This window comes from Acinetobacter higginsii (genome assembly GCF_000369525.1).
In the GTDB taxonomy this organism is placed as follows: domain Bacteria; phylum Pseudomonadota; class Gammaproteobacteria; order Pseudomonadales; family Moraxellaceae; genus Acinetobacter; species Acinetobacter higginsii.
Genome location: NZ_KB850072.1, coordinates 2,600,039 through 2,623,269, shown reverse-complemented (window position 1 = coordinate 2,623,269; position 23,231 = coordinate 2,600,039). Strand labels below are relative to the sequence as shown.

General features: G+C 39.6%; 22 protein-coding genes. 18 read left to right on the top strand and 4 right to left on the bottom strand.

Annotated elements, in window-relative coordinates; genetic code table 11:
* Positions 1–205 precede the first annotated feature (205 nt).
* The 5 genes from F902_RS18470 (at position 206) to hisG (ending at position 4,509) form a co-directional block, all read left to right on the top strand.
* Complete coding sequence (locus F902_RS18470) at positions 206–1,654, top strand: RNA polymerase factor sigma-54 (RefSeq protein WP_005205749.1); 1,449 nt, start codon at positions 206–208, stop codon at positions 1,652–1,654.
* A gap of 172 nt (positions 1,655–1,826) precedes the next feature.
* A complete protein-coding gene (hpf, locus tag F902_RS18465) occupies positions 1,827–2,168 on the top strand; it encodes a ribosome hibernation-promoting factor, HPF/YfiA family (protein ID WP_004655596.1) in 342 nt (113 codons plus the stop codon).
* 137 nt (positions 2,169–2,305) lie between these two features.
* Positions 2,306–2,557, top strand: a complete 252-nt coding sequence (ibaG, locus tag F902_RS18460; protein WP_005151378.1) for a BolA family iron metabolism protein IbaG — start codon at positions 2,306–2,308, stop codon at positions 2,555–2,557.
* Positions 2,558–2,563: 6 nt separating this feature from the next.
* Positions 2,564–3,823: a UDP-N-acetylglucosamine 1-carboxyvinyltransferase gene (gene murA / locus F902_RS18455; protein ID WP_004804524.1), complete on the top strand. Its 1,260-nt coding sequence runs from the start codon at positions 2,564–2,566 to the stop codon at positions 3,821–3,823.
* Positions 3,820–4,509 (top strand): ATP phosphoribosyltransferase, encoded by a 690-nt coding sequence (gene hisG, locus F902_RS18450; protein WP_005151374.1) that lies wholly within the window; start codon positions 3,820–3,822, stop codon positions 4,507–4,509. Before murA ends, hisG begins: the two co-directional genes overlap by 4 nt.
* A gap of 45 nt (positions 4,510–4,554) precedes the next feature.
* Here the strand turns inward: hisG and F902_RS18445 are convergent, their stop codons facing one another.
* Both F902_RS18445 and F902_RS18440 read right to left on the bottom strand, forming a co-directional pair.
* Positions 4,555–5,427 (bottom strand): sigma-70 family RNA polymerase sigma factor, encoded by an 873-nt coding sequence (locus tag F902_RS18445; protein ID WP_005205748.1) that lies wholly within the window; start codon positions 5,425–5,427, stop codon positions 4,555–4,557.
* Positions 5,428–5,432: 5 nt separating this feature from the next.
* Entirely contained in the window at positions 5,433–5,864 is a 432-nt protein-coding gene (locus F902_RS18440) for a carboxymuconolactone decarboxylase family protein (RefSeq protein ID WP_005205747.1), read from the bottom strand.
* A 256-nt stretch (positions 5,865–6,120) separates the two neighbouring features.
* Between F902_RS18440 and hisD the strand changes: the two genes are divergently transcribed.
* A complete protein-coding gene (hisD, locus tag F902_RS18435; RefSeq protein ID WP_005205746.1) occupies positions 6,121–7,410 on the top strand; it encodes a histidinol dehydrogenase in 1,290 nt (429 codons plus the stop codon).
* A 62-nt stretch (positions 7,411–7,472) separates the two neighbouring features.
* A complete protein-coding gene (gene hisC / locus F902_RS18430; protein ID WP_005205745.1) occupies positions 7,473–8,558 on the top strand; it encodes a histidinol-phosphate transaminase in 1,086 nt (361 codons plus the stop codon).
* Between the two features lie 14 nt (positions 8,559–8,572).
* Here hisC and F902_RS18425 read toward each other — a convergent pair whose 3' ends face one another.
* Positions 8,573–9,916, bottom strand: coding sequence for an anthranilate synthase component I family protein (locus F902_RS18425; RefSeq protein ID WP_026057494.1), 1,344 nt, complete (start codon positions 9,914–9,916; stop codon positions 8,573–8,575).
* A gap of 509 nt (positions 9,917–10,425) precedes the next feature.
* On the opposite strand from F902_RS18425, the gene filA reads away from it, so the two are divergent.
* From filA to filF, 6 genes are all read left to right on the top strand, one after another.
* Positions 10,426–11,475 (top strand): putative pilus system protein FilA, encoded by a 1,050-nt coding sequence (gene filA, locus F902_RS18420; RefSeq protein WP_005205743.1) that lies wholly within the window; start codon positions 10,426–10,428, stop codon positions 11,473–11,475.
* 363 nt (positions 11,476–11,838) lie between these two features.
* Positions 11,839–12,672, top strand: a complete 834-nt coding sequence (gene filB / locus F902_RS18415; protein ID WP_005205742.1) for a putative pilus system C39 family peptidase FilB — start codon at positions 11,839–11,841, stop codon at positions 12,670–12,672.
* A 44-nt stretch (positions 12,673–12,716) separates the two neighbouring features.
* Complete coding sequence (gene filC, locus F902_RS18410) at positions 12,717–13,865, top strand: putative pilus system protein FilC (RefSeq protein ID WP_005205739.1); 1,149 nt, start codon at positions 12,717–12,719, stop codon at positions 13,863–13,865.
* Positions 13,866–13,880: 15 nt separating this feature from the next.
* Entirely contained in the window at positions 13,881–15,545 is a 1,665-nt protein-coding gene (gene filD / locus F902_RS18405; protein ID WP_171061074.1) for a putative pilus system OmpP1/FadL family transporter FilD, read from the top strand.
* The gene (gene filE / locus F902_RS18400) at positions 15,545–16,780 is read left to right on the top strand and encodes a putative pilus assembly protein FilE (protein WP_005205735.1); all 1,236 of its coding nucleotides are present in this window, start codon (positions 15,545–15,547) and stop codon (positions 16,778–16,780) included. The genes filD and filE overlap by 1 nt, the downstream gene beginning before the upstream one ends.
* Before the next feature lie 19 nt (positions 16,781–16,799).
* On the top strand, positions 16,800–18,791 hold the full coding sequence (gene filF / locus F902_RS18395) for a putative pilus system protein FilF (RefSeq protein WP_005205733.1): 1,992 nt from the start codon (positions 16,800–16,802) through the stop codon (positions 18,789–18,791).
* Positions 18,792–18,832: 41 nt separating this feature from the next.
* Here filF and F902_RS18390 read toward each other — a convergent pair whose 3' ends face one another.
* Positions 18,833–19,381, bottom strand: a complete 549-nt coding sequence (locus F902_RS18390) for an NUDIX hydrolase (protein ID WP_005205731.1) — start codon at positions 19,379–19,381, stop codon at positions 18,833–18,835.
* A 121-nt stretch (positions 19,382–19,502) separates the two neighbouring features.
* Between F902_RS18390 and F902_RS18385 the strand changes: the two genes are divergently transcribed.
* The 5 genes from F902_RS18385 (at position 19,503) to F902_RS18365 (ending at position 23,138) form a co-directional block, all read left to right on the top strand.
* Positions 19,503–20,117: a CoA pyrophosphatase gene (locus F902_RS18385; RefSeq protein WP_171061072.1), complete on the top strand. Its 615-nt coding sequence runs from the start codon at positions 19,503–19,505 to the stop codon at positions 20,115–20,117.
* 24 nt (positions 20,118–20,141) lie between these two features.
* A complete protein-coding gene (locus F902_RS18380; RefSeq protein WP_171061075.1) occupies positions 20,142–20,669 on the top strand; it encodes a gamma carbonic anhydrase family protein in 528 nt (175 codons plus the stop codon).
* Positions 20,670–20,800: 131 nt separating this feature from the next.
* The gene (tsaB, locus tag F902_RS18375) at positions 20,801–21,499 is read left to right on the top strand and encodes a tRNA (adenosine(37)-N6)-threonylcarbamoyltransferase complex dimerization subunit type 1 TsaB (RefSeq protein WP_005205726.1); all 699 of its coding nucleotides are present in this window, start codon (positions 20,801–20,803) and stop codon (positions 21,497–21,499) included.
* 8 nt (positions 21,500–21,507) lie between these two features.
* Complete coding sequence (locus tag F902_RS18370) at positions 21,508–22,329, top strand: undecaprenyl-diphosphate phosphatase (protein ID WP_005191372.1); 822 nt, start codon at positions 21,508–21,510, stop codon at positions 22,327–22,329.
* Positions 22,329–23,138 (top strand): class I SAM-dependent methyltransferase, encoded by an 810-nt coding sequence (locus F902_RS18365; RefSeq protein WP_005205725.1) that lies wholly within the window; start codon positions 22,329–22,331, stop codon positions 23,136–23,138. The genes F902_RS18370 and F902_RS18365 overlap by 1 nt, the downstream gene beginning before the upstream one ends.
* The last annotated feature ends 93 nt before the right edge of the window (positions 23,139–23,231 follow it).

Below are 23,231 nucleotides of genomic sequence, written 5' to 3'. Positions count from 1 at the left end.
ATCTGAGCTAAGGCTTTTATAGAAGGTGTAAAGAAAAGTCCTTTCTGACAATTTTTGATAAATATTATAAAAGATTGGACGTGTGCTAGTTTTTTGAACAGATTAGTCAGTTGAAAAGCTTTTTCCTTGTATGCGGAAACATTGCTTTATGTTATAAATATTTTTATAGGCATGTTTTTTGCTTATTTTAATAAAAGGAAAGACTATGAAATTATCTGTTGGATTGAAAGTTGCGAACAGCTTATCGTTAACTCCTCAATTGCAGCAGGCCATACGTCTTTTACAGTTATCCAGTTTAGAACTGGAACAAGAAATTCAAATCCAGTTAGACAGTAATCCATTACTTGAAAAAATAGAAGATATGGGGACCATGGAAAGTCTTTCTTCACTAGAAGAAAAAGAGAATGGAGACTTAACCACTGAACTGAATGCTGATCATCTTCCAAATGATTTACCCGTTGATACTGAATGGGATGATATTTATACCCATCAATCTACTGCGTTGGCCTCACCAGAATATGAAGAAAGAGAAGACAATCGTCAGGTACATTTAAGCCTCAAAGAGCATATTTTAGATCAAGTCAATCTCTTGCATTTTTCAACGGTAGATAAATTGATTGCATATTGCATCGTAGACTCCCTTGATGATAAAGGATTCCTCGACGCAGAGTTGGATGACATTTTACTTGCTGTTTCCCGTCTTTTACAGGAAATGGAGAGTGAGGAAGAAGTTGAGCAAGATGAAATTATTGTTGTTTTAAAACATATTCAACGTCTTGATCCTATTGGTGTCGGTTCCAGAAATTTAGCAGAATGCTTGAAAATCCAACTTGAAACTTTTAATGAAAAAGTTCCTTATCTAGCTGAAGCTAGAAATTTATTGAAATACTATGAGTTATTGATTTCGAATGATTTGAATAAGTTGTTAAAGCAAACAGGGTTATCTAAAGAGCAATTAAAAAGTGCCGTTGATTTGTTAAAGACTTTGAAGCCTTATCCTGGGTTAGAGTTCAATCAACAAGAATCTGAATACCAAGTTCCTGATGTAGTCGTGTCGAAGAAAGATCAACATTGGCAAGTTCAGCTTAACCCTGATGTATTGCCTAAGTTACGCATTAATTCTTTTTATTCAGGCATGATTCGTAGAGCTGATCAAAGTGATGATAATGTCTATTTGCGCAATCAAATGCTGGAAGCGAAGAATTTTATCAAGAGTATTGATGAGCGTCATAAGACATTGTTGAAAGTAGCAACCTGCATTGTTGAGCATCAGAGAGCTTTTTTGGAGCAAGGCCCAGAAGCGATGAAGCCTTTAGTACTTCGTGATGTGGCAGAAGAAGTTGAATTACATGAGTCGACCGTATCTCGTGTGACAACCAATAAATATATGCTGACACCACGTGGTTTATTTGAATTGAAATACTTCTTTTCTAGTCATGTTGGAACAACAACAGGTGGTGAGGCTTCATCGACGGCAATTCGAGCCATGATTAAAAAACTCGTTTCAAGCGAGAATCCACGTAAGCCTTTGTCGGATAATGCAATTGCTGAAATGTTGAAGAATGAAGGGATTGAGGTGGCTCGACGCACGGTGGCAAAATATCGTGAATCGTTACATATTGCCTCATCTTCTGAAAGAAAAGTCTTGATCTAAATTTCAAGGTGTGACTATTCTAGGGGTTCATTATTACGGAATAATGAATTTTTTTAATGATCACTAGAGGAATCGCTGAAATGATTTAATGGATATTGAACCACTGATAATGTGCATTAAATTTGCTGAAGCGATTTTCTTGTATCCTGAGAAAAAGGTGAGGGATAGAATTATGCAAATAACGATTCGTGGGCACCATTTAACCATTACACCAGCCATTGAAGAAAATATAAAAGAAAAGTTTAGTCAAATGACCAAGCATCTAGATCAGGTCAATAGTATGCAAATCAAGCTGGCTAAAGATCATCAAATTGACAAACGTTCACACAAAGGTAGTGCAAATCATATCGCTGAAGCGATTATACGTTTGCCAGGGGTAGAACTGTTTGCACAGGCGACAGCCGATGATATGTATACTTCAATTCGAAAACTGACAGACAAATTAAAACGCCAGCTAGCAAAACATCGGAAAATTCAATGTTCGTACCAACATGAACTGGCACTTTTGAGTTAATTTTTTATTTTGTATAAGAGGCTTTTTGTGAAGCCTCTTTTTTTATTGATAAAAAAAGAAACTGCTTACTGAATTATGTGAAAAAGTTATAGTAAAATAGCTGGTTTTACACCAATGGTTGTATAAGAGGCCTTGTAATGAATAGTGAGCAGCTCACGCAAATTTTAAAAGAAGCTTTCCCTGAAGCAGAAGTAGCAGTGAGCGGTCAAGCTGGGAAATTTGACCTTCGTATTGTGGATGATCAGTTTGAAGGTAAGCGTACCGTTGCTCGTCAACAAGCCGTTTATGCACCTCTAAATTCTTATATTGCGAGTGGCGCAGTTCACGCTGTTACGATTCGCGCAATGACAAAAGACGAATGGCGCAAAGCAAGCCTTTTCGGAGCTTAAATATTAATGGATAAATTTTTAATTACGGGCGGTGTTAAGCTCGAAGGTGAAGTACGCATTTCTGGTGCTAAAAATGCTGCTTTACCTTTACTTGCAGCAATGATCCTTGCTGACTCTCCGATTAAGCTAACCAATGTACCTAATCTAAAAGATGTAAACACATTGGTTAAGTTGATTGCTGGTCTTGGTGTGACCATGAGCTATGAAGGTGAAACGGTTTGTGCTGATGCATCAACATTGGATAACCAGTTTGCACCATATGAACTCGTACGCACCATGCGTGCATCTATTTTGGTGCTTGGTCCTTTGTTAGCGCGCTATGGTAATGCAAAAGTATCATTACCAGGCGGCTGTGCAATTGGCTCACGTCCAGTCGATCAACACTTAAAAGCTTTAGAAGCTTTAGGTGCGCAGATTGAAGTTGAAAATGGCTATGTCCATGCTTCAGTTGATGGTCGTTTGAAAGGCGGTGAAGTTGTTTTTGATATGGTGACCGTTGGCGGTACCGAGAATATCTTGATGGCTGCGGCACTGGCTGAAGGTGTGACCACGATTCGTAATGCTGCTCGTGAACCTGAAATTACCGATCTTGCGCAAATGTTGATTAAGATGGGCGCTAAAATTGAAGGTTTAGATACAGATACTTTAGTTGTTACTGGTGTTGAAAGTTTGCATGGTTGTGAATATGCCGTTGTTGCAGACCGTATTGAAACAGGTTCATATTTAGCTGCCGCTGCCATTACTGGTGGACGAGTGAAGACTACCCATACTGATCCTTCATTATTAGAAGCAGTATTGGATAAGTTTGAAGAAATGGGTGCTGAAGTCACGCGTGGTGATGACTGGATTGAATTGGATATGCAGGGCAAACGTCCTAAAGCCGTGAGCTTTAGAACATTACCGCATCCAGAATTTCCAACAGACATGCAAGCGCAAATTATGGCAGTCAATGTGATTGGACGTGGCTTTGCAACGATTTCTGAAACCATTTTCGAAAACCGTTTTATGCATGTACCAGAACTTTCACGTATGGGTGCGAATATCCAAGTGGAAGGACATGATGCGGTGGTAACAGGTGTGGAAACACTTCAAGCTGCACCTGTCATGGCGACAGATTTACGTGCTTCATTTTCACTTGTTTTAGCTGCTTTGGTTGCTGAAGGTGAAACATTGGTTGACCGTATCTATCACATTGATCGTGGTTACGAACATGTGGAAGAAAAATTGCAAAGTTTAGGTGCTCAGATTAAGCGAGTAAAAGGATGAATGACTTAAGAAACGATGATCCAAATTTTGACGTAATGGGCAATTTTGATCATGGTTTAACTTTAGCACTCAGTAAAGGTCGTATCTTAAAGGAAACTTTACCCTTGCTTGAAAAGGCGGGTATTAATTTACTTGAAGATCCAGATAAATCACGCAAATTGATTTTCCCAACCACGCACAAAAAAGTTCGTATTTTGATTCTACGTGCTTCTGATGTTCCGACTTATGTTGAGAATGGTGCAGCAGACTTTGGTGTAGCGGGTAAAGATGTATTGATGGAACATGGTGCGCAACATGTTTATGAGTTGCTCGACCTAAAAATTGCCAATTGTAAGTTGATGACGGCGGGTAAAGTCGGCATGGAACGACCAAAAGGCCGTTTAAAGATCGCGACCAAATACGTTAACTTGACTCGTCAATACTATGCAAGCCTCGGTGAGCAGGTGGATGTCATTAAGCTATACGGATCAATGGAACTTGCACCTTTGGTTGGGTTGGGTGATTACATTGTTGACGTGGTTGATACAGGTAATACTTTACGTGCTAATGGCTTAGAACCATTAGAAGAAATTTGCAAAGTTTCTTCACGCTTAATCGTCAATAAGGCGAGCTTTAAGCGTAAGCAAGCGGTGTTAAATCCGATTTTGACGCAACTCGAACAAGCCATTAAAGCACGTCAAAACTAAGTTTTAGATTGAATTGAATAAAAAGGTCAGCTTCGGTTGGCCTTTTTATTTGAGTTTATCTGGATTACGTAAAGAATAAATGCTTTGCAGTTGTTGCTGATCATTGAAAGCAAAAGTAAGTACCATGACACAACAATGGTCTGAGTCATAGAGTTTAAAACCGACACTGCCATTGATATGGCACATTTCCCAAGAGAGCTCTGTCCACGCCTGAAAAAGTAAGCGTTCAAAGAAACGTAATATAGGTGGTTGGCCAATGAAAGGCTGTCGAATAGCTGAGACTTTACCACCGCCATCCGCTGCAAATTGGATCTCGTCACTAAGTAACTGTGTGAGTTGATTCAGGTCGTGTGAATGAATGGCGACCTTGAAGGCATTGAGTAAGTTGATTTGCTGCTGAGTCGGATGATTCGAGAGAACGTTCGGTTCATCCGCAATTCGTTTCCTGCTACGGGCCACCAATTGTCGACAATTACTTTGTTGTTCCCGAAGGATTTCTGAAATTTCAACATAATCAAGATTAAAAATGTCATGTAGTAAATATGCTGCACGTTCTTTAACTGAAAGCTTTTCAAGAATCAAAAGAAAAGCAGTAGAGAGGGTATAGTCGGATTCGACCGAGAATGTTTCTGTATGATGATAGGGTTCAGGTAACCATGTTCCCGTATATTCAGTTCTAGACCTGTGGTGAGCGCGGAGTAGATCAATGCAATGGCGTGTGCATACAGAGGTCAGCCAAGCTTGAGGATTGAGAATATCTTGCTTAGGTTGCTGTTGCCATTTTATAAAAATATCCTGTAAGACATCTTCAGCATCACTTGTTGTCCCTAATAGTCGATAAGCAAGACCGAACAGGAATGTTCGGCTTGTCTCAAAAATAGTTAAATCTTGTTGGCTAATCATGCCTGATGCTTTCATAGATGTTAATGCTGTGAAATTGCAATTCGATTCCACAAATTAATCATGCCAATCAGTAAAGTTAAAGCTGAAATTTGCGGCTCACTGAAATATTTTAATAGTGTTATACGGAAAGGCTCATAATCAGTGAGCGGGTGTAAAGTCGTGAGTGCTTCAACCCAAGCAAAGGCGGCTTTTTCCTGATCTGTATAATCATTGCAATGTCGCCATACCACCAAACGGTCCAAACGTGATTGTATTTCACCATCTTCCAAAGCTTCTGTGATATGCATCTTCACACAAAAAGCACAGCCATTGATTTGTGAGGCGCGTAATAGAACAAGATGATAAAGCGAGCGATCTATCAAAGCTGAATCGAGAATGTTTTGATGGACTTGATAGAGATGATGAATTGACTCTGGTAAGTGTTTTTTAGGATGAATATTGAGTGTCGTCATTATAGTGTTCCTGATTAAAATCAACGTAGGTATTCATTTGACGACTCAGCCTTTTGTTTTGTGACAAATGGAATAAAAAAAATTTAACTTTTGTTTTTGATAGCTAAATGTTTTGATTAAAAAGATAAAAGTAGAGATTGTGGATTGATCGAAGAACCTTCTCTTTCTGATTGATTTTTTTAGCCTATATTGTGCCCACAAGTACACTGAAAAAGAGTAAACTTAGCGCTCTCTTATTCGCCTTGTGGGTAAATTGATGCGACGTTTATCGACTCAGGATCAAAATTTTAAACAGACATTTGCTGAACTTTTAGCATTTGAAACGGTTAATGATCCTCAATTAATTCAAACTGTAGATCAAATTATTGCTGATGTACGTCAGCATGGTGATGATCATGTGCTTAAATTAACGCAACAGTTCGATCGACATCCAGCGCATCAATTCTCTGATTTAGAACTGACTCAAGCACAGCTCAAAACTGCATTTGATGGTTTAAGTGTTGAAATCCGTGAAGCATTAGAGCTTGCTGCAAAACGCATTCGTTCTTTCCATCAAGCACAAAAGCAGGAAGGTTGGACCTATATCGATGAGTTGGGTAATACCTTAGGTCAAAAAGTCACACCTTTGGATCGTGTAGGGATTTATGTGCCTGGCGGATTAGCCTCTTATCCATCATCGGTACTTATGAATGCTTTGCCTGCACATGTTGCAGGGGTTCCTGAAATTATTATGGTGGTTCCGGCACCAAATGGTGAGTTGAATCCATTGGTATTAGCAGCTGCCTATTTAGCTGGGGTGAGCCGAGTGTTTACCATTGGTGGTGCACAGGCCGTTGCAGCATTGGCTTATGGAACACAAACCATTCCAGCAGTAGACAAAATTACCGGACCAGGCAATCGATTTGTAGCAGCCGCAAAACGTGCGGTGTTTGGTCAAGTCGGTATCGATATGATTGCAGGCCCTTCGGAAATTCTGGTCTATGCCGAAGGTGAAAATAATGCTGAATGGCTAGCCATGGATGTCTTGTCTCAAGCTGAGCATGACACCGTTGCACAAGCGATTTTCATTACCCCAGACGAAACGCTGTTAAATGCGGTTGAAGCTGCGATTGAAAAACATTTAACTGAATTACCAAAAGCCGAAATTTCCAAAACATCGATTCAAAATCGTGGTGCATTGGTATTGGTAAAAGATCGTGCAGAAGCAATTGAATTGATTAATCAGGTGGCACCAGAGCATTTGGAACTTTGTCTTGATGATGCTGAATTGATGAGTCAGGAGATTCGTCATGCGGGTGCAATCTTTATGGGACGTTATACCCCAGAAGCCATTGGTGATTATTGTGCTGGTCCAAACCATGTCTTACCGACATCGGGTACTGCACGTTTTTCTTCACCGCTCGGTGTTTATGATTTTCAGAAACGCTCTAGCTTAATTATGTGCTCTGAAGAGGGTGTGAAGAGCTTGGCAAAAGCAGCCGATGTTCTGGCAGTGCAAGAAAATCTTGATGCCCATGCGCGCTCAGCCCGTTATCGTTACCAATAACCGATTCAAAGATTGATAGGGGCTGGTTAGCCCCTTTTTTTAGGATACATGAGAGTAGAACAATGACGTTTACAGCAGAACAAATGCGTTTTTGGAGCCCCGAGGTTCGTGAATTAGAGCCTTATGTACCCGGTGAGCAGCCTAAAATTCAAAACTTACTCAAACTCAATACCAATGAAAACCCATATCCGCCATCACCAAAAGTGGTAGAAGCAGTGCAAGCTGTTTTAGCAGATCATGCTGATGCCTTACGTCTATACCCTGACCCAGACGCGACGGCGTTAAAGCAGGCGATTGCCAAGCAGCAGCATGTTGATGTGGCTCAAGTCTTTGTCGGTAATGGGTCGGATGAGGTACTGGCACATATCTTCAAAGCTTTTTTTATCCAGAAACAACCGATTCTTTACCCAGATATTACCTATAGTTTTTATCCTGTTTATAGCCAGTTTTTTGCAACTCAAACCAAGCAGATTCCTTTGAATGAAAACTTCGAAATTGATGTATCGGATTATGCGCAGGAAAATGGCGGTATTATTATCACCAATCCGAATGCCCCAACCAGTATTGCGCTAGGCTTGGAACATATTGAACAAGTGCTTAAAGCAAATCCAGATCGTGTGGTCGTGATTGATGAAGCCTATGTTGATTTTGGTGCTGAGTCAGCAGTGCAATTGGTCAATCGCTATGAAAATTTAGTGGTTTGTCAAACGACATCTAAGTCTCGTTCACTGGCGGGCTTACGCGTTGGTTTTGCTATTGCACAAGCACATTTGGTTGCGGCACTTGAAGCTGTAAAAAATAGTTTTAACTCCTATCCAATCGATCGTTTTGCCATTGCAGCGGCCGTGGCTTCATTCGAAGATCAAGCTTATTTTGAAGCGCAATGTGCCAAAGTGATAGAGAGCCGAGAAAAATTAGTAAGTGATCTTACAGCTTTAGGCTTTGAGGTATTGCCTTCGAAAGCCAATTTTATCTTTGCCACACATCCGCAACATGATGCTGATCAGCTCGCTCAACAATTGCGTGAACAGGGGATTATTGTGCGTTATTTCAATAAGCCGCGCATTAATCAATTCTTGCGTATCACGATTGGTACAGATGAACAAAACCAGCGTTTAGTCGATACGCTTAAAACGCAAATTTTATAAATCTGTATTGACGCTTATTGTTCAGAAGTCTGCCATGTATTGAGTAAATCAAGCATGGCAGAAATTTTATCAAAGCATTCTTGATATTCTGCTTCTGCATCAGAGGCAATGGTGATGCCGCCACCCGCCCACATCGATAATTGATCTTGATATTTTTGAATACTACGAATCAAGATATTCCAGCAACCAGTACCATCGAAATTAAAATAACCTAAGCTACCACAATAGGCACCACGCGGTGCACCTTCTAATTCTTCAATGATTTGCATAGCACGAATCTTCGGTGCACCTGTGATTGAACCACCTGGTAAGGCAGACAATAACATTTGCATTGGATTGATGTCTGCTTTTAAAGTTGCCGTAATTTCGCTGACCATATGATGAACTTGATTAAAGCTTTCAATTTCAAATAATTTGGTTGTTTCAACAGAGCCTGTTTCAGCATAGACACTCAAGTCATTGCGGAGCAAATCGACAATCATGACATTCTCAGCCTGATCTTTTTCAGAGTGGCTGAGTTTATCCTTTGAGATCTGATCTTGTTGTGGATCGTCAAAACGTGGCATGGTGCCTTTGATTGGACGTGTTTTAATTTCTCGGTTGTCCTTGAATTCAATAAACAGTTCAGGAGAGCAACTGAGCAATTCAAAATCATTGATTTTGAGATAACCCGCATAGGGGGCTTGGGTGAGTTCCCATAAATCATGGGCACGACTTAATAATGAACCTTGTACATGCGCTGTAAATTCTTGAGTCAAGTTAATTTGATAACAATCCCCCGCTTTGATGTACTCTTGAACTTGGTTGAATGCAGTGAAGTACTGCTGTTTCGTCCAACGAGGGTGGCATTGCTGATTTAAAGATAGTGCATTGAGTTGTTTTGGTGTATTGATCAAATCGGAAATGTGTTGATAGATACTTTCAGCCTGAGCTTCATCACTATAAAAGTACCATTCACCTTGCTGAAACTTTAAAAAGCTGGTGTATTGACCCAAGAAAAAACTTGGCTGTGGGCATGCATCAATTGTTGTAAATTGATCTGCACTATAGTCATAACTAAAGAAGCCAATATATCCACCATAAAATCCATCAGGATGATCAGAAGAGGAGGTGCCATCAAACTGAGAGAAGTCGAGGAGAGAGCGTACTTCTGATTTGATTTGATATTGATTGAATTGTATTTGTTGAAATTGTTGAAGCTTAGATTGCTGAAAAATTAGAAACTCTTTGGGTAAAAATGCAATAACAGGTGCACCTTGGTCATGCAAATAAACTAAGCCAGTCAAATCAAACAGTCGGGACAGAAGCTCAAATGCAGAAGTGAGTTGCGTGTTAAGCTTTTGCTGAAAATAAGACATAAAACGGAAATACTGGCTATACATTTGAAGAGAGAAATTGTACTACATCCAAAAATATCAAACTGATGTTTATCCTACTGTTTGATGAAAAAACGGATGCTTTTGCGCGAAGATTGCTTAGATCAAATAAATGATGTATTTATCAGATTAGAATGAATAAAGCACTTTTGTTAACACTTCTTATCTGATTTTTGACGATGATAAATGGTCAATAGATTTAGGTTTAGATTTGATGTTCAAAAAATATAATAAAAAATCATGAATAATTACATGTTGTTGTCACGATTTTTTTGAATAGTTTGGATTGAGTGTTTTATATGCCGTTTGTCGGTTAGTGCATAAAAATCAGTTAACAGGAGTTGAACATAAAATAACAAACAGGTAATTTAGTAATTGCTAAGCGAACTACTCAAGGATTGGAAGTTCAAGTTGTCATTTAAGAATAAAACGACCGTGGACAGTTTAGAGTAGTGTAAGTCAAAAAATAAATGCTCTTGGGAGAGTGCTCAATGAAAATGTTTACTAAACTAGCTTTAGTTTCTTCAATGGCGATTAGCGCAAATGCAATGGCTATGCAGTCAATGGATGATGCTGCACTAAGCGCTGCAACAGGTCAAGATGGTATTAATCTTGGTATCGGAATTTCCAAAATTGAAATCGACAAAGTCTTAATCCATGATAATGATGGTTTAGCGACAGATGCAACAATTAGTGGTGGGGTTGCTAGCTCAACTAACCCAGCGATTGCTGGTGGTACAGCGACTGCAGGTGCGATTGTTGTAAATGATATTTCTATCTCGGCTCCAGAAGCGGTTGATGCAAATGGTGTGGGCACAGGTAGTTATGATACATCACGTATGTTGGCAACTGGCAATTTAGCAGATATTCGAATTGACTCAGATGCTGGTGCTGGTAATGGTAATACAGCATTCTTGAATATTGCTGCAAAAGTTTCAGGTTTAGATATCAGTATTGGTGAAATTGGTGTTTCTGCTTCAACAGGTGGCAATACTGGTACAGCAGGTTCTTCTGGTACAGGCATCCGTCGTGGTAATGATACTGCTAACTATAATGCAATTTTATCGGGTTTAACTTTAAAAACTGGTCAAATGAATGCTAACATCCAGTTGGGTGCAGCTCCTCAAGGTGCGATGATCGTATTAGATACCAAAATGGTTGGTGGTTTAGAAATTAAAGATCTTGGTATTCTAGATAACTCTACAAATGGTGCTACGATTGCGACAGGCGTAACGACAACTGCTGCTGGTGAAATTCGTCTTGATAGCATTAAAGTTGCTGATGCTAGTGGTACGGATCTGTCTGTAGATGCTAAAGTGAGTGTTTATGGTCCAAGCGCTGCGAATAATGGCTTCTTGAAAATTGTAACAGGCACAACTAGCCCTGGAACAGACGTTTACATTAAGGGTGTTCATTTGGGTAGTGCTGCTGCTGCATCAATTGGTGATGTCGAAGTTCAAGGTATGCGTACTTATTACAACCCAACTCATGCTTTTGGTGCTGATACTATGGGTACAGCAATTACAATTTCTGGTCACTAATCAGTTTAGTAGCCAAAACAAAAAAAGCGCTTTATGCGCTTTTTTTTTATTTAAGTAAAAATCCTGATCAATAAATTAATAAATGGGTTGCTTATCAAGACGACTTTGCAGGTTTAAGAACTTGGATTGTTATTTTTAATAGGTTATATAAGTAATTTATTGTTGTGAAAGAGTTGCATTAAAGGTGGTAATTGTTTAATTGTGGGCTTAATTATAAAAAAATAACATTCCGTCAAAAAAAACCAAAAAAAAGATGTATTTTCTTATAAAAAAAGGTATCTTCAACTTGCAAGGATGGAGTGTCTTGGACACTAAAAATAAAATGAATAAGGCAAGTGCTGCCATTGTTAGAAAAAGAGACTTATGTTAGAGATCGCTTTAGGCTCGGCATTGATGTATTACTTTACAACGCAAGCCTTTGAAATAGAAAAAAAACCAGAGGGGACTGTATTCTATACAGAAACTTTGGATTCTCGTAACCCTTCGTTCACACGGAATCATCGCGAAGCAGTGGTGATTAAGCCGGCCGTAGAGGAGCAGTTTCGTGGAATTGTTCGCCAAGCTTATGATTATAGCTGTGGTTCAGCAGCATTAACGACACTGTTAAATGGTTTTGGTGGTTTACAATTAACTGAACAACAAACAATGAGCGGTCTACTCCAATATGGAGAGTATCAGCGTATCATTGAGCGTCGAAGTTTCTCCTTATTAGATATGAAACGTTTTGTCTCCGCTCTAGGGATTAATAGTGGTGGCTATCGTGGGGAGTTTTCTGATCTTACCTCTTTGAAACAACCAGCGATTGTTCCTATTACCTATGCTGGCTTTAAACATTTTGTTGTATATAAAGCGTATAAAGATGGAAGGGTTTATGTTGCTGATCCTGCATTAGGAAATATCAGTTTCGATGAGAACCGATTTAAAGATATATGGGACAACAATACATTATTTATTGTTGATATTCCTCAGCAATATCAAAAGAGTTTGTTGGCATTACAAGATGCGGATATGCGCCATGTTGAAGATGCAACCGTAAATCGTTATGCGCTTGCTGAAATTCAATTTCCGACACAAAAACTGGAGCGCCTTGCAGATAAGGCTTCGACAATGCGTCGAGTATTAGATGCGGATCCAAGCTCAGCTACTTATAACCAACCAATTACGACCTATATGCGCTTATATTACAAGCGGAAGTAATTTAGAAAAATCAGTAAAATTAATGTAATAGGATGCAAAGTAAAATGAATCATACATGGATGAAAATGAGTGTGTTGGCCTTAAGTTTAAGTGCGATCACATCTACACTTTACGCAGCAGAACAACAACCTACCACTGAACCTGTAACCTCTGAGGCGGATCAGGTGTCGGTAGCGGATGTACAGGGGAATACGATTGCTGAAAGCCCAGCAAGCGCTGTTGTGAATAATAGCTCGGTTGTTGAGGGAAGTCAGGCTGATCAGGCTGCAAGTGCTTTACAGAAAAAAGAAAGTGATGCAACTCAAGAAACAAATTTACAAGAAGTGTTCACTTCAAATGAGCGTCAGTATTCATTAATTAAAAAAGGTATTTTTTCATCATACTATGATTTGGATTATACCTATTATCGTGATAGTCGTCTTGATTTAGCAATGAGTGATAGTAATAGTTCGCTATCAAGATTGCGTGTAGAGGAAGATGCTAACCATACTTTAACCAATACGTTTACAGTTCAATATGGCGTATTAGATAACGTGACATTATCAGCATCTGTACCTTTTGTAGCTAAAAAAGAACTTTTAAAAGATCAAACAACGGCTGGATTAGGTGATATTAATTTTGGTGCTCGTTGGGAACCATTTCCTTTAAAACAGGGCCGTTTGCCATTGGTTCTATTTGGTAGCTTATCAACTAAAACAGGTGATAGCCCATATGAGGTAGGAGTAGATGAGCTATCAACAGGTAAAGGTTATTATTCAGTTGGTGCTGGAGCAAGTACACGTAAATATATTGATCCTGTTGTATTATTTGCATCGGTTTCAACTAGTTATGGTCTAAAAGAGTCTGGACTCAATCAATTGCGCGGAAGCCGTGTTTTAGAAAGCTTTGATCCGGGCCTCAGCGGTGGATTCTCTTTTGGTTTTGCTTATTCATTTAACTATGACGTGTCATTGACCATGTCATATCAACAAAGCTTTAATACTGGAGCAAAATTCTATTTCGAGAATGATGAAAGTTATAAATCTGCTGACCAGAGTAGTGCTATGTTGTCATTTGCTTTAGGGGTGCGTGTATCGCCTGAAACCATTGTCAATGGTACTGTCGGGATCGGTTTAACGGAAGATGCGCCAGATGTATCACTAGGCTTATCTTTCCCGCTTGATATCATAGGTTTTGGTAAAAAAGCTCGTTAAGGAGATGTAATAATGGTGAAACACCTTAAATTATGTCCATTAACGATAGCAATTTTTTTTGCTGGACTATCGAGTGCTACTCATGCACAACTTGGGCAAGACTTATCAGTAGATTTACGTTCTTTGGCTTTAGGTAATGCAGTTACTGCAGATCCTCCTGGTATTAGTGCAGTTCACTTCAACCCTGCTGCACTTGCTAAACTAGACGGTTTACAAACCGATGTACAAGGGATTCTCGCTAATTTTGCAATTAAACGTGATTATTCTGCACCTGCAGGCTATAACGTTTTTGGTTATTCGGATGACCCATTGGTATGTAATGATGGGCCTGAAGTTGATGCAAATATTTGTACAGATTTTAAAGGGACGGTGAGTGGCGATGTCGAATATGCCAGTATTTATGTTCCTATTTTAAAGAAAATTGTAGATTTAGGGCCTAATTCTCCATTGGTTGCACCGACAGCAGGTATTTCTTATAAACCACCAGGCTCTAAAGTGACATATGCGACAGCAATTTATGCGCCGCTTGTTGCAGGTTTTGGTGCAGAGGATGGTAATCCAAGTAACTATATGGGGCAACAGGTTGCCTTAGAGCGTATTACCTATTTATCACCTTCATTTGGTTATCAGGTCAACGATAATTTGTACCTAGGGGCATCATTTGGAATGTCCTATCAAGCGATTGCGATGAAAACGGACTTACGTTTCCCTAATGAGTTAATTGGGGTATTACGTATGGTCGATGAAGTGGTATGCGGACCATTTAAAGAAAATGGTGACATTATTACAGATTTACTGCTATTTGGTATGTGTAATGCTAAAGAGGGGATGAATCCATTTAGTAAAGTTGGTGCCTTAGATGTATCACTTGAGCAATCATTAAGTCCAAGTTATAACCTAGGCTTGCTTTGGGAACCTACTGATGATTTTAGCTTTGGGATGGTTTATCAAAGTGAAGCGAAAATGCGTTTGCATGGGAAATACTTAATTAATGTGGCTCAGGCACCTAGAGATTTGATTGCAGGTCTTAATTCATCTGCTACGGGTCAAATTCTTGCAGCAATTTTAGGGTTTCCAAGTTATGCCCCAGCTGTAGAATCAGGTTTGTTAGCCATGGATTTTAAATATCCACAGCATTTTAAAGCTGGGATTAAGTATAAAATATTCCCTGATCTTCAAATGAATTTCGATTTGGGGTGGACTGATTTCTCGGCATGGGATAAGTTTCGTTTTGAGTTTGATCGACAAATTTCATTGTTAAAAGTTGCTAAATTATTATCTGCTGATGTAACTGATCGATCATTGTCTTTGCCATTAAAATTTCAGTCCTCTTGGCGTTGGGGAATAGGTTTTGAGTATTCTGCAACAGATCGTTTGAAGCTGCGGATGGGTTATGAACCGCGTACTAGTTCGATTCCAGATGATAAACGAAATACGATGGTACCGATTAATAATGCTCAATTATTTGGTTTGGGCCTTGGTTATCGTTTCGATCCTGATACAGATATTGATTTATCCGTTGGTTTCTTACGCAGTCGTGATGATATTCCTGCAAATACAAGTAGTCTATCCAATAAAACAGGGGTGGATAACCTGTTATTAAATCCTTATGCAGGTTTGAATGTAAAAACAAATACAAAAGTAACTTTACTTGGAATTAACTACAGAACAAGATGGTAATGCAAAAGAAAATGATCCTTCAACCAAGACTTGTAATTTCACTTATATATTTAATGATTGCAAGTACTTCGGTTGTTTACGCAGATGGTTTTTATACAATTATTGGGCCTGATGGTCGACCAATGGTTGTACCGATGAAACTTGGAAAAAAACAAGCTGAGCCTAATCAGCAGAAACAACAAGTTCGTACTGAAAAAACTGCTCAGCTAGCTCCACCTATTGATCATTCTAATCCAGTAAAGACGGTTGCTGTGCCTATTGAGCAGCAAACGGTTGAGTACACTCAACCAATTGAGCTCCCGAAAAAACAGTTCAAGACAATTAAAAACTTTGAAGTTCCTGAGGCTATAAGAGAACCAATGCCTCCTTCTATAGTGATTGATAAGCGAACAACAAAGGTTCCAGTTTTACCTGTTGAACAATCAAATGTGATTCAAGCACCTACAAGCCAGTTGAAGATAGAGAACTCAGCGACAGAAAAGAAATCAACAGCCATAGAAGAAAAGTCACAGAATCAAAGTGATTCAAATTCTTCAAATAAGGGGGAGCTATCAACTGGATTTAGTCAGGTTGATGGTGTTGATTATGTCAATAATGAATATTTAGAAAATCAAGAATTTAATCTTGATGGCAAAAAACGCTTTTATACGATACCAGACGGCACTGGGCGTACTGAAACGATAGAACGAAAAAAAGGAGTGAGCCGTTCAGTTCTTGATAAGTTGTTGAATCGTTCGCAACAGTCAGTAGCTCCAATCGCATTATCTACTACTTATGTACGTTTATCGAGTGAAGATTTAAAGGTTGCTTTTGAAAATGATCGCTGTTTTCTAGATGGCTATAAGAAATCAATCAAAACCCTTGCACTGAAAAAAGATGTTGGACTTTGGCCTAGAAAACCGTTGAAGGAAACATTCGAATACGAGTTGGTCAAACTAGATTCCTCACCTCAATATATGCAAATCGATTCGTATTCTCCTCGTAATGAAAAGCCAGTATATTATTGGCCTCTAGTCGTATTTTTAGATGAAAATGGTTGTATAGAAGAGGGAGTCAGCGGATTTAAAAATAGTGAAACTGCTGCAACAGCGTTACAACATTCAGCTATACAAGGTGTGATAAAGATACCTAAAGAGGCACGTTATATAATGATGACCCCATTAGCCTCAGCAATTGATGTTTCTGAACAAGAATTATCAAATCAAGGACAGATCAAAATTTCTGTTTTACAGTAAGCATGGATAGGATGAACCAATGATGAACAAAAAAATATTATTGCCATTTGCATTTTCAACATTGGCTATTTTTCTACATGGTTGTGGTGGTGAAAGTAGCAAAATCAATGAGGATCCAACAAAAGGTGTAACAGGCGTTACTTCAAATACCAGCTGTAGTGTGACTGCAGAGGACTGTCTACAATTTGTTTTAGATTATCCTATTTCTGGGCTAAATTTTGATTGTAGTAGCGATAAAGTTAATCACTTTGCAACAAAGTTGGACGGTAATATTGTTACGGGTGCCTGTAAATTAGGTGATAGTGTTACTTTTTATATTCAAGGTGCAGCAAGTCCTCGTAAAATTAGTTTGGGTACTATTCAACTAGATAATATTTCTAAAATTAAACTAGCACTGTTTCCGCGTATTCGAGTTATAGATTTCGCTACGGCACTCACGGGTAAACAAGCTTCATTAAATATAAATGATGAAACAATACGTGTTGCTATGGCCTTAGTGAAAATTTTCCAGAGTGCTGGTTTAGAACAAGATCATAATGTGATTGGAGATATTCAACCAACAGACATTAGTCGTGAGAAAAAGGATCAATTATCCACGATAAGTAAAGATGTCGGTGCTGCTGAATTGGCAAATGGTGAATATGCTGAAATTTTAAAACCATGGTTAGATGTAACCCCTGTTTCTGATGAGCAAGCATTTACAATGGTGACTCAGCTTCTCAATTTGAGTAATTCAGGTATTTGGCAAGCTGATGTACCAATTTATAAAGCTGGTAGTGATGGTACGGTTACCCAAACCCTTAATGGAAGTGGGGTACGACCAGATGGATTCTTTGGATGTAATAAAGCTGTCTATGCGGACTGTATGAAAGCGAGTAATACTTTACTACATTCTATGGGGAGTTTCTTTTTACTCTCGGATCGTCAAGGCTATACGCTTGGTTCTGGTCAACAATGGCGTGGTTCTGCAACTTTGGTAGGAAGTTATGTGACATTGCCGTATATTTTAACAACGAAAGTTAAGCCAAATAGAATGCAGATTAATGCACAAAATGCATGGTTTAATTCGATTAGCCAAGAAGTAAATCCAAATCAACCTTTACGCTTAAGTTTGAGTGCTAATACAACAGATGATGTATTGATTAATCAAGGTAAATTGATGAATGGCAATACAATTGCTGGTACAGAACCTGTTTATAAACAGTTGGTAAAAGCAAAGGATACAGATACCGTTGAGAGTAATCGTTTGGGGGTATGGCAACAAACGATCAGTGGCGATGCTTATAAAGGAACGATTGATATCTTTAAAGTGAATCCATCAAGTTATTTGGATAAAAATATTTTCCAGACAAAGGCAAATGTTAAGTCTGGAAAACCATATCTATTCCCTCTATATGCCACTTTAACGTTTAAATTTAATAGTAAAGATACAACTTTCCCTGCCGTTGATATTGGAATTATGATTGATGAGCAAGGTGATATTCGTACTGATATTAAAAAAGATTCTACCTCCACAGATATGTCAGGAAATTGTGCAAAAACACAGACAAATAATGCGGATGGTACAATTACAGATGAATTTGGTGAAACCCAATATCGTATTGGTACAACAGGTGCAACGCTATTTTCAACTAATGATAAGTCGATTACTGTACGTATGATTTTGTCTAATCCAAAGTTTGGATTGATTGATGGCAATATGTTTGGTTTGAACCTTACGGAAAGCACTGGTGCTAAGATTAATATTCATAATTTATTAAACGGGCAGGCAACAGGAATCAACCTAACAGATTTTTCTAATAATACCGTACCTTGGTCAAACTTTTATGCTGCAGCTCAAGCTTCATATATAGAAATATATGATAAATTAGCAGATGATACAGCACGGAATGCCTATGTGAAGCCAACGGATGAGGAACGTGCATTGGCAAAACGTGTATCTGGTACAGTAAGTATTAAAATTGCAGACCAAAAGATCCCTGCATGTAATGCCATTAAAATAAAGTCTTAAGTGAATGATTAAAAAAGACCGCAATGGCGGTCTTTTTTATTTTAACCCGTATGGTCGAGTCGTGTTCCCAGCGTTTCTAAATGGGTTGGAAAAATCCCTGTTTTACGATCCGCAAAATAATGTCGGAGTGTTTGTTCTACACTCGGAAAAGCCAATTCGGTCCAAGGAATTTCATGTTCTTCAAACAAACGGCATTCGATACTTTCTTCACCCGCACCAAATAAGCCTTGTTTTAAATGCGCTTTGAATAGGACATAGATTTGGCCAATACGTGGGATATTGTACATACAATACAGCTGTTCGATTTCTACTTCGGCCTCGGCTTCCTCACGGGTTTCACGTGCCGCACCTTGCTCCATGGTTTCAAAGAGTTCCATATAACCAGCAGGTAAGGTCCATAAACCATAACGAGGTTCGATTGCCCGACGACATAACAGCACTTTGTTATCCCAAAGGGCCAAAGCACCACAAATGACCTTGGGATTTTCATAGTGAATGTTGCCACAGTGAGTGCAGACAAGTCGTGATTTATGATCACCTACTGGAATTTTTGCTTCAGTTTGATGTCCACACGCAACGCAAAAGCTCATAATTATCATCGGCCGTAGAGATAGCTCAGCATAACTGAATTTTGATGACTTCGCATCATGATCTATGATTGCACCGAAAATTTCAGCTATGATGCTGATTAAGGAAAAAGAGAACAAAGAGATGAGTCATATGGAAGAACCATCGTTAATACAGCTTTTACAACAACGGTTGCGTTTTTCCAAACGGATCCAGCAGGCGGACGCTGCGGTTTTGATTGCAATTACCCAAGAGCCGCAACCCAAAGTTTTACTGACCCGCCGTTCAATGCAACTGTCGCAACATGCCGGGGAGGTATCATTCCCTGGTGGCAAGCGTGATCCGAGTGATACCAGTAATATCGTGGTTGCCTTACGTGAGGCACAGGAAGAAACAGCCTTAAATCCCTTTGATGTAAAGTTGTTAGGTGATTTACCGATTCAACGTGCACGAAGCGGTCTCTCGGTTAAACCGATTGTGGGATTAATCCCTGCTCAGGTCGAATTAATCGCTCAGCCAACCGAAATTGATCGAATCTTTTTTGCACCTTTACAAGAGTTGATGGATGCTCAGCCTTTGCCTTATGAAGTCCGATTGGCACGGCAGTCGCTTTATTTTCCAAGTATGCAGGTGGAAAGTGAAATTGTGTGGGGGCTGACAGCTCGGATGCTGATTTCCTTATTTCAATATGGATTGGGCTATCAAAAGAGTTGGCCATTCTTAGTGAATCCGCCTCATTTTGGTTTATCTAAATTCTAATTTTTTTAAGAGTTGTTGATCATGATGTATACCTATCAGGAATTGAGTCCAAAAGCGTTACATGAACCTTGGGATGGCTGGGTTGCTCCAACAGCAACAGTAATTGGTCAAGCAGAATTGGGTCGTCAGGTGAGTATTTGGTTTGGCGCTGTGGTTCGTGCCGATAATTGTGTGATAAGAATTGGTAATTTTTCCAATATTCAGGAAAATGCAGTATTACATACTGATGCAGGCATCGAATTGAATGTGGGTGAATATGTCACGATTGGGCATAAGGTGATGTTGCACGGTTGTACGATTGGCGATAATTCCTTAATTGGCATGAATGCTGTAATCCTCAACAATGCAGTGATTGGCAAGAATTGTATTATTGGAGCCAATGCACTGATTCCTGAAGGGAAAGTGATTCCTGACAATTCAGTCGTGATGGGATCACCGGGTAAAGTAGTGAAAACGCTGGATGAGCAGGGCGCTGCCCGATTGCGTTTAAGTGCATTGCATTATGCAGAACATTATAAAAATTTCTTAGATTTAGAGCCGTTCCAGTTTTAATCATTTCAGTGTAATCAGCCAAGTTTATGCTTGGCTTTTTTATGGCGATAAAAAGACAATAACTCGCCTATCGCGTTTGAGTGGAGTATGATACTCGACGTTTTTTATCTCTTTTTCTCTAAGGTTTTTGCATGAAGTTGCTTGCATTGGAAACTGCAAATGAGCAGTGTTCTGTTTCATTAATTGATGATACTCAAGAACTCTATTTTCAATTGGATGAGCGAACCAAGGCACAAACTCAAACCATTTTACCTTTAACGGAACAAGCCCTGTTGCAAACTGATACGCAATTGGCTGACTTAACTGCGATCGCGTTTAGTCGTGGTCCTGGTTCATTCAGTGGTGTACGCATCAATGCGGCGGTAGCACAGGCCTTAGCGTGGTCGCAAGATTTACCTGTTATTCCTGTTTCAAGTTTACAGGCTTTGGCGCAGGCGGCTTATCGTCTCAATGGCTTAGAGCAGGTGACAGCCGTTCTCGATGCGCGTATGCAAGAAGTCTATATTGCCAATTTCAGTCTAGATGAGCAGGGCATGATGCAGGCCATTGATGATGAGAAATTGTTAAGTTATGAGCAGGCCACAGCGTATTGTCAATTTACAGCGATCGGTTCGGGTTCAGAATTAATTAAGCCAACTGACATAGACTCAGAAGCGGCTTCCAATCAGCACACGTCAAATGTCAACATCAAGGCAACGGCGCAGGACATTGCAACGATTGCCCGCGTATATGCGGCACAACAAAAATGGGTCGATGCTGAATATGCGCTGCCTGTGTATTTACGTGATGATGCTTGGAAAAAAATTCCCGAACAAGGTAAAGCGAACTAAGGTTAATTATGGATCTTTTATTGCTATTTAAAGCAGCAATTATGGGGTTGGTGGAAGGGATTACCGAATTTCTACCGATTTCAAGTACAGGGCATTTGATTTTAACTGGTCAACTGTTAGATTTCTGGACTGTTGAAAAACGAGATATGTTTGCGGTGGCTGTACAGATTGGTGCAATTGCAGCCGTGATCTATGAATATTGGGGTAAATTGTGGGGTGCACTGATTGGCGCACTCACAGGACAAGAACAAGGTCGCCGTTTAAGTCTGAATCTGATTATTGCCTCGATTCCAATTGTGATTATTGGTTTGACCTTCGGCGATGTGGTTAAAGCCTATTTATTTAATGCGATTACCGTTGCGATCGCCTTGATTATCGGCGGTTTTATTATTTTATGGGCGGAACGTCGTCCACATCAGATTGTCACTCAAGAAGTGGATGATCTGAGTTTTAAGCAAGCGACTTTAATTGGTTTGATTCAGTGTCTGGCTTTGATTCCCGGAACGTCTCGTTCAGGCTCGACCATTATTGGCTCATTATTCTTAGGCGTATCACGTAAAGCGGCAGCTGAGTTTTCCTTCTTTTTAGGGATTCCAGTGCTGATGGGTGCAGGCTTACTGGATATGTACAAGATGCGTCATGAATTGCACAGTAATGATATGGCAGTGTTAGCTGTCGGTATCATTGTTGCCTTTGTTTCAGCTTTGGTGGTGATTCGCGCTTTGATTCGTTATGTATCTAAGCATGACTTCACCGCATTTGCTTACTACCGCATTGTATTTGGCTTATTTATCTTGGCAACATGGTGGACTGGTTGGGTGCATTGGTAATGCAAATGCGATGTTGGTATCCAGCGGAATGTGAGCAGCAATTTCTGCAATTGCAAACACGTTTAGCTGAGCTGAATGTACAGCTCAATGGGCAAGTTGTAGAAAAGATTAATGCACGTTTTTTACGTTTGAATCCTGACATGGTATTGATTTTGGATGAGGATGGACTCAGTCTCGCTGCCAATGGCATGAAAATGCAACCTGATTGGCGTGCTGAAATTCCTCGTCTGAAAAGAGCTAGCCTGAAATCTGAAATGATTGCCAGAGCCTGTCAGTTGGGTGAAAAGCCAACCTTAATTGATGCCACCGCAGGTTTAGGTCATGACAGTTTATTGATGGCCTATCTGGGGGCGGATGTTCGTTTAATTGAGCGCCATCCGATTCTGTTTGTGCTATTGGAATATAGCAAAGCCAACGCTGAGCAAGATCCCTTTTTACAAAGCTGTATGCAGCGGATTGAGCTGATTTATGCAGATTCCAATACCTATTTACAGCAATTAGGTCAGCAAGGCGAGCAGGTGGATGTGGTGTATTTAGATCCAATGTTCCCACAGCGTGATCAGAATCAACAAGCAGTCAAAAAACAGGCACAAGTCAAAAAACAAATGCAATTGTTGCATATGTTGTTGCCTGAAGATGGCGAGATGGATTTAGGCGATCAGCTGCTACATCTAGCGCAGAAAATTGCCAAACGTGTCATTGTGAAGCGTCCACGCCATGCCGTTTATCTGGCAGATCAAACCCCTGATCATCAATGGCTCGGTGATGCCTGCCGTTTTGATGCCTATTTTCCAAAAGGTCAAATTTGAATCAGAATTGAATGATTGTTTGGCTTGCGTCAATGCTCGGTAAAGATTTGTGATATAGTGCAAAAGCATGATTGCTAAAAAATTCTTGTCGAG